Consider the following 12,270-nt stretch of genomic DNA (forward strand, 5'->3'; position numbering starts at 1 on the left):
CGCCCCATCAATTCTGCCTCTCCCGCACCGCACACGAATCCGCTTATAGTGGTGGGATGCCCATTCGCCAGCTTTCCGAAACGATGATCAACCAGATCGCCGCTGGCGAGGTCATCGAGCGTCCGGCCAGCGTGGTCAAGGAACTGGTCGAGAATGCGCTCGATGCCGGTGCTGGCAGGGTAGAGGTCGTCACTGCTGGCGGCGGACTGAACCTGATCCGCGTCACAGACGACGGATCGGGAATACCCGAACAGGAGCTGGCGCTGGCCATCGCGCGCCACTGCACTTCCAAGCTTGCCGAGAATATCCATGACATCCGCTCTCTCGGTTTCCGCGGCGAAGCGCTGCCGTCCATCGGCTCCGTGTCGCGGCTGTCGATCCGGTCGCGCACGGCAAGTGGCGACAGCGCCGCCGAGATTGGCATCGAGGGCGGACGCGTCTTGCCCGTCAGGCCGGCGGCGGCCAATCGCGGCACCACGGTCGAGGTGCGCGACCTGTTCTTCGCCACGCCCGCCCGGCTCAAATTCATGAAGGGCGAACGCGCCGAAAGCTCGGCGACCAGCGACGTGGTCAAGCGCATCGCCATCGCCTTCCCTGCCGTGCGCTTCACATTGGCGGGTTCCGACCGCTCGACGCTGGAACTGCCGGCGACGGACGATACGCCGGAAGGCAGCCTGCGCCGTGTCGCGCAGGTGATGGGTGCCGACTTTCCAGACAATTCCATTGCCATCGATGCGATGCGCGAGGGCGTTCGCCTGACTGGCCATGTCTCGATCCCGTCCTTCACCCGCGCCAATGCTTTGCAGCAATACGCCTATGTCAACGGTCGGCCGGTACGCGACAAGCTGATCGCTGGCGCCATCCGGGGTGCCTTCGCCGACGTGCTGCCGCGCGACCGCCATGCGGTCACCGTGCTGTTCCTGACGCTCGATCCGGCCATCGTCGACGTCAATGTCCACCCGGCCAAGGCCGATGTTCGCTTCCGCGATCCCGGCTTGGTGCGCGGCCTGATCGTCGGCGCCATCCGCCAGGCGCTTGGCGATGCCGGTATCCGTGCCGCGACCACCGGGGCGGCTGGCATGATGGCGGCATTCCGGCCAGGTGCCGCATCCTATGGCCACGGCGGCCCTGCCAACGGCCATCGCAGCTACGAGGCGTCGTATCGTGCCTCCGGCCCGGCCGGTTTTGATCCGGCGCGCTCGCCGCAACGGCCGCTAGATATGGGTTTTGAAGGCGCAGGCTTCGAGCATCGCGGTTTGCATGAGAACGAGCAGGCAGCGTTCGATGCCGGCCCGCTTGCCAGCGCCGATGCGCGCGCGGGACAAGGCGATGCAGTGGACACGCTGCTTGGCACGGTGCTCGGTGCGGCCCGCGCCCAGGTGCATGAAAACTACATCGTCGCCCAGACCAGCGATTCCCTGATTATCGTCGATCAGCACGCGGCGCATGAACGGCTGGTCTACGAGGCACTGAAGAACGCGCTGCATTCGCGCGCCGTGCCGTCGCAAATGCTGCTTCTGCCCGAGATCATCGACCTGCCGGAAGAGGATGCCGAGCGCCTGGCGATGCATTCGGAGACGCTCGCCCGTTTCGGGCTCGGCATCGAGCGCTTCGGCCCGGGTGCCGTGGCGGTGCGAGAAACGCCGTCAATGCTCGGCGAAACCAACGTCCAGCAATTGGTGCGCGACCTTGCCGACGAGATTGCCGACAACGACACGGTCGAGACGCTGAAGGACCGGCTGGACAAGATCGCCGCCACCATGGCCTGCCACGGCTCGGTGCGCTCCGGCCGGCTGCTCAAGGCCGAGGAGATGAACGCGCTGCTGCGCCAGATGGAGGCAACGCCGGGCTCAGGCACCTGCAACCACGGCCGTCCGACCTACATCGAGCTCAAACTCGCCGACATCGAGAGGCTGTTTGGCAGGCGCTAGTTTCGCAAACTCAAAAAGAGCCGCGACCCAGCGGCTCTTTTTGAGTCAGGAAACAACGCCAAGCTTTTGAACTATCTCTTCAAATTCACCACGATGACACCGCCCAAGGCCAGCGCGCCGCCGATGATGCCGAGCAGCGTCGGCACTTCACCCAGCCAGAAGAAGCCGATCAGAGCAGACATCGGCGAGACCAGATAGAGGAAGTTCGAGGCACGGGACGCCGGCAGACGCGACAGTGCGGTCGCCCAGGCCGCATAGGCGATGAGGCTGGGCACGATGCCGAGATAGATGACGGCGCCAAGACCAGCGGTGTTGGCAACGGCGGCCTGCGACAGGGCGTTCGGCAGGAACGGAGACAGGCAGAGTGCGCCGAGCACCATGTTCGAGGCCGAGATGGTCAAAGGATGGTGACGGGCGAAGAGCGGTTTCTGAACGATGGTGTTGACGGCCGAACATAGCGCGGAGCCAAGCACCAGCAAAGCGCCGGCGTTGAAATGCAAACCGTGCCCGTCCGCCATGGCGATGACGCCGATACCGGCGAAGGAAATGGCCGTGCCCAGCCATGCTAGGCCCGAGAACCGTTCGCCCAGAAGTGCCATAGCCATGATGGCGGTAAAGACCGGGCTGACATTGATGATGAAACCGGCCGCACCCGCCGAGACGGTCAGTTCGCCGAAATTGAGCATAGCCGTGTAGAGCGCGACGAAGATGGCGCCACCAAAGGCGAAGCGCCATAATTCGTCGAGCTTCGGCAGCGCCGGGCGCTTGACGACAAGAAAGATCGCGGCCGGCAGGGCGGCGATAGCAAAACGCAATGCGCCAAGTTCCAGCGGTCCGAAAGCGGTGAGGCCGGCGCGGATCGCGGGAAATGCCGAGGCCCAGCCGACCACCGTCAGCGCCACCGCGATGGTTGCCGTGGTGTCCATCCGCTGTGTCGAATTCAACGTACTGGTCGTCGCATTCATCTCACTACCTCGTACTTTCGGCCCTGAACTGCAGAAACGCCTTTTCCGGCCGATTGACAAACGACCAAATCGAGGATCACCTGTGACTATGGATCACAGCTCAGACACTATGGTGCCACTCGAAACACTGCGCGCCTTCGACGCGGCGGCGCGGACCGGCAGTTTTTCGGCGGCCGCCGAAAAGCTCAACATCACCCATGGCGCCGTCAGCCGGCAGATCTCCAAGCTGGAGGATTGGCTTGGGTTGAAGGTGTTCGATCGCGGTGCGCGCGGCGTGACGCTGACAATCGAAGGCAACAGGCTGCACCTGCGCACAGCGGAAGCCTTCGCGCTGATTTCCAGCCATTCCGACCGCTGGGTCGAGCCGCGCGGCACCGCCGTGGTGCGGCTGACCTCCATACCCTCGGTCAGCGGCCTGTGGCTGATGCCGCGCATGGCGGCGCTGGAGAACAATCCGACAAAGCTGCGCATCGTGCTCGACGTCGACATTCGCCAAGCCGACCTTGCCGACGAAGGCATCGATCTCTCTGTCCGCTGTGGGCGTGGTGGCATTCCGGGCCGCGTCTCTGTGCAGCTTTTCGAGGAACAAGTGTTTCCGATCGCATCACCGGAGCTTGCCCGTGAGATCGGACGCGGCGATCCGGCCCGGTTGCTCAAGTTCCCACTGATCAATGATTCCGACGCCTCGGCCTGGCGCGCCTGGTTCGCCGCGCAAGGCATGGATTATCGGCCACGCCCGCAGGATCGCCGCTTTGAGGACTACAATCTGGTCCTCGACGCCGCCGCCTATGGGCTCGGCATCGCGCTGGCGCGGCCGCCGCTGACCGGGCATCAACTGAAGTCTGGCCGGATCGTCGCCGTCGACCAGCGCACCGCGCTCAATCCGGTCTCCTACTGGCTCGACCGCCCCGTCGGACGTCCGCGCACGGCCGCCGCCGATCTGTCGCGACGCATCGCGGCGCAGGCCGGACTGACTGCGGAAAAGATCGAGGAATTCATCGACGCCGAACGGTAGAGATCGCTTGCGAACCGCTGGTCAGCGCAACACCAGCAAGACTAGCCCGATGGCCGTGGCGACCAGCAGCCCGGCGGCAAGCGACGTGAGCCCGGCATTCATCGACCTATCCTGAGGCCGAGTCCCGCCGGCTGACCGGCTCGCCGCCGGTCCCTGCTGCGCCGTGGCATTGGTTGCGGAGGTCTTGCGCAAGGGCGAGTCCCGCGGTGACAGAAGCGCCAGCCATGGCTGGGCCGTGAGCCTCACGACTCCACCATCGTCAACCCTGGCGGGTGGTATCGCCGGACCTCGCTGCGCGTCATCACCATCCGCTGTCGGTCTCCTCACCGCTGCCGCGGTCGCACCGGCGTCATCAGCCAATTCATTTGGCTCCGCCAAGGCTTGATAGGCCTGCACAATCTGTGCCGAGGTCACCTGCTGAGCCCTTGCGACAAGCGCCGGCTCCGGCAACAAGGCCGGCAATGCCGATGCAATAGATTGTGGGCGGAGCGACGGCAGCGGCGGCTGGACCAGCGCCTTCACCAACGCCGACTTGACCGGATCGGCCTTGGCTGAAGGCAAGGCTTGCGGCGCGATCGCCTCTCTCAGCAGCGAGGTCAGGCGGGCAGTTGAAATATCCATACTGTCCTCGCAGTGGCTGTTTCCACACACGAATAGTGCATCTGCGTTGCTTCAGGCTTGTCGCAAAGCTTGACCTCGCCGGCAATTTGTGGCGATGAAATCATCATGACTCCTGGCGCCATTTCATGATGAACCGCTTCGAAGGCCCCGGCGGCAAGGAAGCCCGTATCCGCTATCTCGACGGCGACTTCCAGGTCACCAGTCCCGGCTCGTTCGTGCGCTGCGCGGTGACCGGCGAGAGCATCCCACTCGACGAGCTGAAATATTGGAGCGTCGCCCGGCAGGAGCCCTATGTCAGCGCCACGGCCTCGCTGCGGCGCGAGATCGACGTGAATCCGGATCTGCGCAGCCGGCGCTAGCCTTTAAGCTTGCGCTGCCGCCATGCGTCCAGCGTCTCGTCGACGATGCGCTGCGGCACGTGATCCAGCTCGAAAACGGTGTCGATCTCCAGCACGTCGAGCCGCTCGAGGAATTCGCTGGAAACGCCGTGACGCAGCCGGACGGCATCCTTGGCCGTGGTGATCAGGTCGAGATTCTCGACCCGTGCCGTCGCCGCCAATTCGGCAAGTTCGTCCTCGCCATAGAAATGATGATCCGGAAACGGTCGCGTCAGCACCACCTCGGCGCCGGCATCGCGCACCGTGTCGAAGAATTTTTCAGGATGGCCGATGCCGGCAAAGGCAAGGAACCGCTTGCCTGCCAGGCTTTCCGTGTTGCTGGGCTCGGTATGCGCCTCGAAGATCGGCCGTCCCGCGCGCGCGGCCTGCCGCACGACCGCGTCGGCCGCGGTGCCCTCGCCCATCTTCAGAAGGGCGCTGGTGAAAACCAGCTGGTCAACGATCCTGGCCCTCAACGGCCCGCCGGGAATGACGCGGCCATTGCCGATGCCGTAGCGCGCGTCGACAACGACCAGCGCGAAATCGATGTGGACGCGCGCGCTTTGGAAACCGTCATCCATGATCAGAAAGTCACAGCCGTGTCGTTCCATCAGCAGCCGCGCGCCGGCGGCACGATTTGGCGTCACCGCGACCGGCGCGTGTTCGGCCAGGAGCAGCGGCTCATCGCCGACATGCTTGGCGGCATCGTGATGCGGATCGACAATATGCGCCTGCCCAAAGGAACCGCCATGGCCGCGTGACAGGAAGCCGGGATTGAGCTGCATGCGCTTGGCCTGCTTGGCCAGCGCGATCGCCACCGGCGTCTTTCCGGTGCCGCCAACCGTGAAGTTGCCGATACAAAGCACCGGTGCTTCAACCTTTTCGCGGCGGGCCGACCGCATGCGGCGGCCGGCAATGGCGGCGTAAGCAACCGAAATCGGCGACAGCGCCCAGACCTTCCAGTCCGGCTCCTCCCACCAGAAGGGGGGCGCTTCGCTGGACACTACCGACCGTTGGCGCCCTTCAGGCGCGACTTGACGACCAGCGGCTGGATATAGGGTTCGAGCGACTTCAGCGTGCGCGCCAGCGCGCCGCGCATCTCATCGACGGTCGCGGCGCCCGCCGCCATCATTTCATGGCGGGCCACCTCATTGGACAGAAGGAAATTGACGGCGCCCGCCAGCATGTCGCGATCACGCACCAGCTTGGCGCCGCCGCTGTCGATCAGGCGCTGATAGGCTTCGCGAAAATTCTGCACATTGCGGCCGGCAAGCACCGCCGTATCGAGCATCGCCGGCTCCAGCGGGTTCTGGCCGCCTTCGGACGTCAGCGAACGACCGACAAAGGCGATTTCGGTCAACCTGAGATAGAGCCCCATCTCGCCGATCGTGTCACCAAGCAGAATATCCGTATCGGCGGCGACCCTGTCGCCCTTGCTGCGCCGCGCGACTTTCAGGCCCATGCCGGAAATCTGCGCGGCCAAGGCTTCGGCACGATCTGGATGACGCGGAACGATGATGGTCAGGAGCCCATGATGCCGCTTGTGCAGCGTGGCGTGAACCTCGGCGGCGACAACCTCCTCGCCGTCATGCGTCGAGATCGCCGCCCATGTCGGGCGGTCGCCGATCTGGCGCCGTAGCGTCGCCAACGCTTTGTCATCGACCGGCGGCGGCAAGGTGTCGACCTTGAGATTGCCGGACACGGTGACCGGCCGGGCGCCCAGCGAGAGGAACCGCTCGCCATCGATATCCGACTGAGCGACGACATGGGCAAGGTTCTCGAACAACGCCTCGGCGATGTTGGCGCGTTTCTTCCAGGACTTGAAGGAACGGTCGGACAGCCTGCCATTGACCAGGACCTGTGGTACGCGGCGAGCGCCAAGCTCCAGGATGGTCATCGGCCATATTTCCGATTCGGCGATGATCGCCAGGTCTGGACGCCAATGATCGAGGAAACGGCTGACCGCTGGCTTGAGGTCGAGCGGCACATATTGGTGGATGATCCGGTTGCCGAGCCGCTCATCGGCGACCTGCGCCGACGTGACGGTACCCGTCGTCAGCACGATGTTCACGCCGTAGTCGAGGATGCTTTCGACCAGTGGCACCACGGCGATGGTCTCGCCGACGCTGGCCGCATGGATCCAGATCACCGGCCCCTCGGGGCGCTCGCGCCCGGCGACGCCATAGCGCTCGCGGCGCCGGTTGCGATCTTCCTTGCCTCTCGACGTGCGCCAGGCGACGTAAGGCCCGACGAGCGGATAGGCGGCAGCGCCCGCGAACCGGTACGCCGACAACATGGCTCGCGCCCAGCGCTCGCTCATTGGCGGCCATCCACAAGGCGATAAGCCTCGGTGGTTGCTGCGTTGAGCGCGACGGTAATCTCGAGGCGTTTGCGTTCCATCTCGGCTTCGTCAGCATCAGCAGGCACGAAGATCGGCGTGCCGATGACGATGGAGGAGCGGCCGAAAGGCAGGTTGATCGTGGTCTTGTCCCAACTCTTTTCCAGCACCTTGCGGCGGCTGGTGGTGATGGCGACGGGCAGGAGTGGCCTGCCGGAGAGGCGCGCCAGGAGAACAATGCCGAGCCCGGCATCGCGCGGCGTGCCGTGAGGAATGTCTGCAATCATGGCGACGTTCTTGCCGGCAGCGAGCGACTTTTTCAGGGCGATGAGCGCCTTGGCACCGCCCTTGTCGAGATGCCTGGCATTGTCGCGCCCACCAGAGCCGCGCACCGCCTCGATGCCAAACTTCTCCAGCATCAATGCATTGAGCTCGGCATCGGCGCTGCGCGAAACCATGGCGACCAGCGGCTTGCGCTTTGGATAATAGGCCGGAGTGAGGAGATGCTGACCATGCCAGAGTGCGATGATGCCGGGTTCGAATTGCGCATAGGCGCCACCCGAAAACCGCGCCGACCCGTCGACCAGGCGATTGGTCAGACGCACGAGCCGCACGAATTGGGCGAACAGGCTGGCAATGGCGTTCTTGACGAATCGCGACTGCGCCAGCGGTTCGCGAATCTTGCGCCAGAAGGCTTTGGTCGTGCGATTGCGGCCCCTGCCCGTGGGCGCGGCCTCCGTGGCTGGCTCTTTCGCCAGATCATGCTCCATCGAAATCAACCGACAGCCTTGTTGTCGGGGTCCAGCAGACGGTGAAGGTGAACGACGAAGTAACGCATATGGGCATTGTCCACGCTGGCTTGCGCCTTGGCTTTCCACGCGGTGTGCGCGGATTGATAGTCCGGATAGATGCCGACGATGTCGAGCGCATCGAGATCGCGGAACTCCGTGCCACCGAGCTTCTGGAGTTCGCCACCGAACACCAGATGCAACAGCTGCTTCTTTCCGTCATCTGCGGCCATGTCGATCCTTCACATATTGTGAGTTTGTGAGTGGTCTAGACCAAAGCCACTGATTTTGGAACCTTCGAAAGCATCTTGCCTCCGTCCGTAAGCCGGTTTCCGGTTTTCGGCATCATGGCTCATCCAGTCCGGCAATCAGGCCCGCCATGACGTCGAGCAGTTCACCACTACCAGCAGCGAGTGCGCCGTGGCGAATGATTTCCCCGGCATAAAGGGGCGCGCGGCCATGCCGGTCGAGCAATTGACCGCCGGCTTCGCGCAGGATGAGATCGGCGGCGGCAATGTCCCAGTCATGCGCGTTCGTCTTGACGAAGGTCGCATCCAGCGCGCCGTCGGCGATCATCGCCAACCGGTAGGCAAGCGACGGACTATAGGGAGCCCGCTGCAACCGGGACCGCCAGTCAGCCGGCATCAAGTCGACCATCGGCTTGGGCCCGGCAATCTCCGCCATCTGTCCCGGCTTGCGGACCGTGATCCGCCGGCCGTTCTTGAAGGCGCCTTCGCCGGGCAGCGCCCAGTAGGTTTCGCCCATTGCGGGGCATTCCAGCACGCCGCAAAGAGTGCGGCCGTTCTCGACCACCGCGACGCTGACGCACCATGTTCGCTGGCCTTCGAGGAAGCCTCGCGTGCCATCTATGGGATCGACGACGAAGGTACGGCGCGCGGACAGCCGGGCCGGATTGTCGGCGGTTTCCTCCGACAGCCAGCCATAATCGGGGCGAGCCGCCAGCAACGCGTCGCGCAGATAAGCATCAGCGGCATGGTCGGCTTCGCTGACCGGCGAAGTGCCGCCCTTCATCCATACTTGCGGGCTGTTACCGAAGTAACGCATGGCGATAACGCCAGCCTCGCGGGCGGCATCGCGCAGCAGCGACAGGTCCTGGTGAGCCCCAGTTGAAATGACCGGGTCAAGCTCCTGCAAGGGTCATGCCTTCGATCAGGAGTGTGGGGGCCGCGGTACCAAAATTTCGGTCGAGATCGCTCGCCGGAACCATGTTGAGGAACATCGTCTTCAGGTTGGAAGCGATCGTCACTTCGGCGACCGGATAGGAAAGCTGGCCGTTCTCGATCCAGAAACCTGAAGCCCCACGGCTGTACTCGCCAGTCACCATGTCGACACCCTGGCCGAACACTTCCGTGACGTAGAAGCCGGTCTTGAGCGAGGCGATCAGGTCTTCCGGCGACCGTTCGCCGGGTTCGATGGCAAGGTTGGTCGACGAGGGCGAGACGGATGAGCCGCCGCGCGACCCACGGCCGTTGGTGACCAGACCAAGCTCGCGCGCGGCCGAGGTGGACAGGAACCAATGGTTGAGCACGCCCTTCTCGACCATGAACAGTTTTTCGCCCTCGATGCCTTCGCCATCGAACGGACGCGAGGCCTGGCCCCGGCGCCGGAGCGGCTCGTCGGTAACCGTTATCGATGAAGCCGCCACCTGCTTGCCCATCATGTCGCGCAGGAAGCTGGTCTTGCGCGCCACAGAAGCGCCGTTGATCGCGCCGGCCAGATGTCCCGCGATGCCGCGCGCGACGCGCGGATCGAACACCACGTTGACCGGGCCGGTCGCCGCCTTGCGCGCGCCGATCCGCCGCACCGCGCGTTCACCGGCCTTGCGGCCGATATCCCGGGGCGCATCGAGATCGGAAAAATGCTGGCGCGAGGAAAATTCATAGTCGCGCTCCATGCCTGTGCCCTCGCCCGCGATGACGCTGGCCGAGCGCGAAAAGCGCGAGGCGACATAGTGGCCAAGAAAGCCATGCGAGGTGGCGAGAACCAGTCCGCCAAGACCGGCGCTGGCGCCGCTGCCCGCGGAATTGGTAATGCCCTTGACGGCAAGGGCGGCTTCTTCCGCGGCAAGCGCGTCGTCCTTCAGCCGGTCGGCCGAGACTTCGGTGGCGTCGAACAGGTCGAGATCAGGTGTCCGTTTCGCGAGCAGCGATGGATCAGCCAAGCCCTGATAGGGATCCTCTGGCGACACCTTCGCCATCGCCACGGCACGTTCAGCCAGCGCCTTGGGGTCGGACGCAGCGGTCGCGGATACGCTCGCCACCCTGTTGCCAACGAAGACACGCAGCGAAACATCCTCGCTCTCGGACGATTCCGTACCCTCGACCTTGCCGAGGCGCACCGATACGCCGGTCGAGCGGCCGCGCACCGCCACCGCGTCGGCGGCGTCGGCGCCAGCCCGCTTGGCAGCCTCGACCAGGGCCGCGACGCGGTCGGTCAATTTTGCTGCGTCGAGCGTGTTTGTCATGTTGATAATCCTGCTTTTGGGCCTGCTTCGGGTGCGACCCGCTGCTGCACCATCTATTGTTCCGGTCCGGCTTGTGCAATGGGAGAAGCGGTAATCAAGATGCTTCGCTCCACCGACCGCGACTGGGCCCAAGTATCGCCGCCCTGTTGACAGACTGCTCGGAGCATACGCCTTGACGCCCTTCCACCTCGCCTTTCCGGTCCGCAATCTCGATGAAACGCGCGCTTTCTATGGCGACATACTTGGATGCGCGATCGGCCGCTCATCAGCGACCTGGGTCGATTTCGATCTTTTCGGCCACCAGATGTCGGCGCATCTGCGACCGCAGGCATCCCAGGCCGCCAGCGACGGCAAGGTCGACGGCGTGACGGTCCCGATCCCGCATTTCGGCGCGGTGCTGCTGATGGACGAATGGGAGCGCCTCGCCGCGCGGCTCGAAGCACTTGATCATATCGACTGGCTGGAACGGCCAATGGTCCGTTTCAAGGGTGAGCCCGGCGAACAGGCGACGCTGTTCATCCGCGACCCTTCCGGCAATGCACTGGAATTCAAGGGTTTTCGCTCGCTCGATCAGATTTTCGCGCACTGAACTGTCGCGAACAGGCCGGGCAACGCGCGATCAGCTCCGGCCTTCACATAGCCGCGACCGGCGTCCAGATCACATCCTCGATCTTTTGCGCGCCGGTGGCGAGCATGACCAGCCTGTCGAAGCCGAGCGCGATACCGCTAGCCCGCGGCATGATGGCGAGTGCCGCCAGGAAATCCTCGTCGATCGGATAGCGCTCGCCATAGATGCGCTGCTTCTCGTCCATCTCGACGACGAAGCGCCGGCGCTGTTCTTCCGGATCGGTCAGTTCGCCAAAGCCGTTGGCAAGCTCGACACCGCAGCCATACAGCTCGAAACGCTCGGCGACGCGCGGATCGCGCGAGCTTGGCCTGGCGAGGGCGGCTTCCGCGACCGGATATTCGCAAAGGATGGTCGCGCGGCCCAGTCCGAGCGCCGGCTCGACTTTTTCCACCATGACCCGGCTGAACAGGTCCGCCCAATTGTCGTCGGCAGCGGTCCGCAGCCCGGCCTGGCTCAAGGCGTCGTGCAAGGCATCGCGATCGGTGCCGCCGTCCGGCGCGATGGTGGCAAGTAGGTCGATCCCGGCATGACGTGTGAAGGCGTCGGCCACCGTCAGCCGTTCCGGCTCGGCGAAAGGATCACAGTCGCGGCCACGGAAGCTGAAGCGCGTGGCCCCTGCCCGCTCGGCGGCAAGCGCCAGCAGAGCGGCACAATCCAGCATCAGGCTCTCATAGCTCTCGCCCACCCGGTACCATTCGAGCATCGTGAATTCAGGATGGTGCAGAGGGCCGCGCTCACGGTTTCGGTATACCGGGCCGAAACTGAAGATCCGTGGTTCGCCGGCGGCGAGCAGCTTCTTGCAGGCGAATTCCGGCGATGTGTGCAGATAGAGCGGTGAGCGTGTTCCGTCCGGCCCTATCGCCTCCGTGGCAAAGGCCGCCAGATGCGCCTCATTGCCGGGCGATATCTGCAAAGCGGCGGTCTCCACCTCGACAAAGTCGCGGCGTGAAAACCAGTCGCGCAGGCTGGCGGCAATGCCGTTGCGCAGCATCAGTCGTGGGCGTCGGTCGGCGTGAACATGAGGCGTCCACCAGGGCGAAGCGTCGGTCATGGGACAATACCAATGGTGAATTGGGCTGGCGGGATCGCCCAAGATGCGCTACGGCGCACACAGGACGGCTC

Annotated in this window: 13 protein-coding genes; 4 read left to right on the forward strand and 9 right to left on the reverse strand. The window is 64.4% G+C overall.

The window, feature by feature from the left end; translation table 11 throughout:
• The first annotated feature begins 56 nt into the window (after nt 1-56).
• Nucleotides 57-1,931, forward strand: a complete 1,875-nt coding sequence (mutL, locus tag LGH82_RS08595) for a DNA mismatch repair endonuclease MutL (RefSeq protein ID WP_227348104.1) — start codon at nt 57-59, stop codon at nt 1,929-1,931.
• A 71-nt stretch (nt 1,932-2,002) separates the two neighbouring features.
• Here the strand turns inward: mutL and LGH82_RS08600 are convergent, their stop codons facing one another.
• Complete coding sequence (locus LGH82_RS08600; RefSeq protein WP_227348105.1) at nt 2,003-2,896, reverse strand: DMT family transporter; 894 nt, start codon at nt 2,894-2,896, stop codon at nt 2,003-2,005.
• A gap of 88 nt (nt 2,897-2,984) precedes the next feature.
• On the opposite strand from LGH82_RS08600, the gene LGH82_RS08605 reads away from it, so the two are divergent.
• The gene (locus LGH82_RS08605) at nt 2,985-3,911 is read left to right on the forward strand and encodes a LysR substrate-binding domain-containing protein (RefSeq protein ID WP_227348106.1); all 927 of its coding nucleotides are present in this window, start codon (nt 2,985-2,987) and stop codon (nt 3,909-3,911) included.
• Nucleotides 3,912-3,932: 21 nt separating this feature from the next.
• On the opposite strand, the gene LGH82_RS08610 is transcribed toward LGH82_RS08605, so the two are convergent.
• Complete coding sequence (locus LGH82_RS08610) at nt 3,933-4,532, reverse strand: hypothetical protein (protein WP_227348107.1); 600 nt, start codon at nt 4,530-4,532, stop codon at nt 3,933-3,935.
• 125 nt (nt 4,533-4,657) lie between these two features.
• Between LGH82_RS08610 and LGH82_RS08615 the strand changes: the two genes are divergently transcribed.
• Nucleotides 4,658-4,891, forward strand: a complete 234-nt coding sequence (locus tag LGH82_RS08615) for a DUF2093 domain-containing protein (RefSeq protein WP_227348108.1) — start codon at nt 4,658-4,660, stop codon at nt 4,889-4,891.
• Here the strand turns inward: LGH82_RS08615 and lpxK are convergent.
• The 6 genes from lpxK to LGH82_RS08645 all read right to left on the reverse strand — a co-directional run bounded on the left by lpxK (nt 4,888) and on the right by LGH82_RS08645 (nt 10,520).
• The gene (lpxK, locus tag LGH82_RS08620) at nt 4,888-5,913 is read right to left on the reverse strand and encodes a tetraacyldisaccharide 4'-kinase (protein WP_227348109.1); all 1,026 of its coding nucleotides are present in this window, start codon (nt 5,911-5,913) and stop codon (nt 4,888-4,890) included. The genes LGH82_RS08615 and lpxK overlap by 4 nt on opposite strands.
• Nucleotides 5,913-7,229 (reverse strand): lipid IV(A) 3-deoxy-D-manno-octulosonic acid transferase, encoded by a 1,317-nt coding sequence (waaA, locus tag LGH82_RS08625; RefSeq protein WP_227348110.1) that lies wholly within the window; start codon nt 7,227-7,229, stop codon nt 5,913-5,915. Before waaA ends, lpxK begins: the two co-directional genes overlap by 1 nt.
• Nucleotides 7,226-8,017 (reverse strand): lysophospholipid acyltransferase family protein, encoded by a 792-nt coding sequence (locus tag LGH82_RS08630; RefSeq protein ID WP_227348111.1) that lies wholly within the window; start codon nt 8,015-8,017, stop codon nt 7,226-7,228. Before LGH82_RS08630 ends, waaA begins: the two co-directional genes overlap by 4 nt.
• Nucleotides 8,018-8,022: 5 nt before the next feature.
• Complete coding sequence (locus LGH82_RS08635) at nt 8,023-8,268, reverse strand: DUF4170 domain-containing protein (RefSeq protein ID WP_227348112.1); 246 nt, start codon at nt 8,266-8,268, stop codon at nt 8,023-8,025.
• Nucleotides 8,269-8,380: 112 nt separating this feature from the next.
• The gene (locus LGH82_RS08640) at nt 8,381-9,190 is read right to left on the reverse strand and encodes a 3'(2'),5'-bisphosphate nucleotidase CysQ (protein ID WP_227348113.1); all 810 of its coding nucleotides are present in this window, start codon (nt 9,188-9,190) and stop codon (nt 8,381-8,383) included.
• Nucleotides 9,177-10,520, reverse strand: coding sequence for a TldD/PmbA family protein (locus LGH82_RS08645; RefSeq protein ID WP_227348114.1), 1,344 nt, complete (start codon nt 10,518-10,520; stop codon nt 9,177-9,179). The genes LGH82_RS08640 and LGH82_RS08645 overlap by 14 nt, the downstream gene beginning before the upstream one ends.
• A 172-nt stretch (nt 10,521-10,692) precedes the next feature.
• On the opposite strand from LGH82_RS08645, the gene LGH82_RS08650 reads away from it, so the two are divergent.
• A complete protein-coding gene (locus LGH82_RS08650) occupies nt 10,693-11,109 on the forward strand; it encodes a VOC family protein (protein ID WP_227348115.1) in 417 nt (138 codons plus the stop codon).
• A gap of 43 nt (nt 11,110-11,152) precedes the next feature.
• Here LGH82_RS08650 and epmA read toward each other — a convergent pair whose 3' ends face one another.
• Nucleotides 11,153-12,199 (reverse strand): EF-P lysine aminoacylase EpmA, encoded by a 1,047-nt coding sequence (gene epmA / locus LGH82_RS08655; RefSeq protein ID WP_227348116.1) that lies wholly within the window; start codon nt 12,197-12,199, stop codon nt 11,153-11,155.
• Between the last annotated feature and the right edge of the window lie 71 nt (nt 12,200-12,270).

This window comes from Mesorhizobium sp. PAMC28654, assembly GCF_020616515.1.
In the GTDB taxonomy this organism is placed as follows: Bacteria; Pseudomonadota; Alphaproteobacteria; order Rhizobiales; family Rhizobiaceae; genus Mesorhizobium.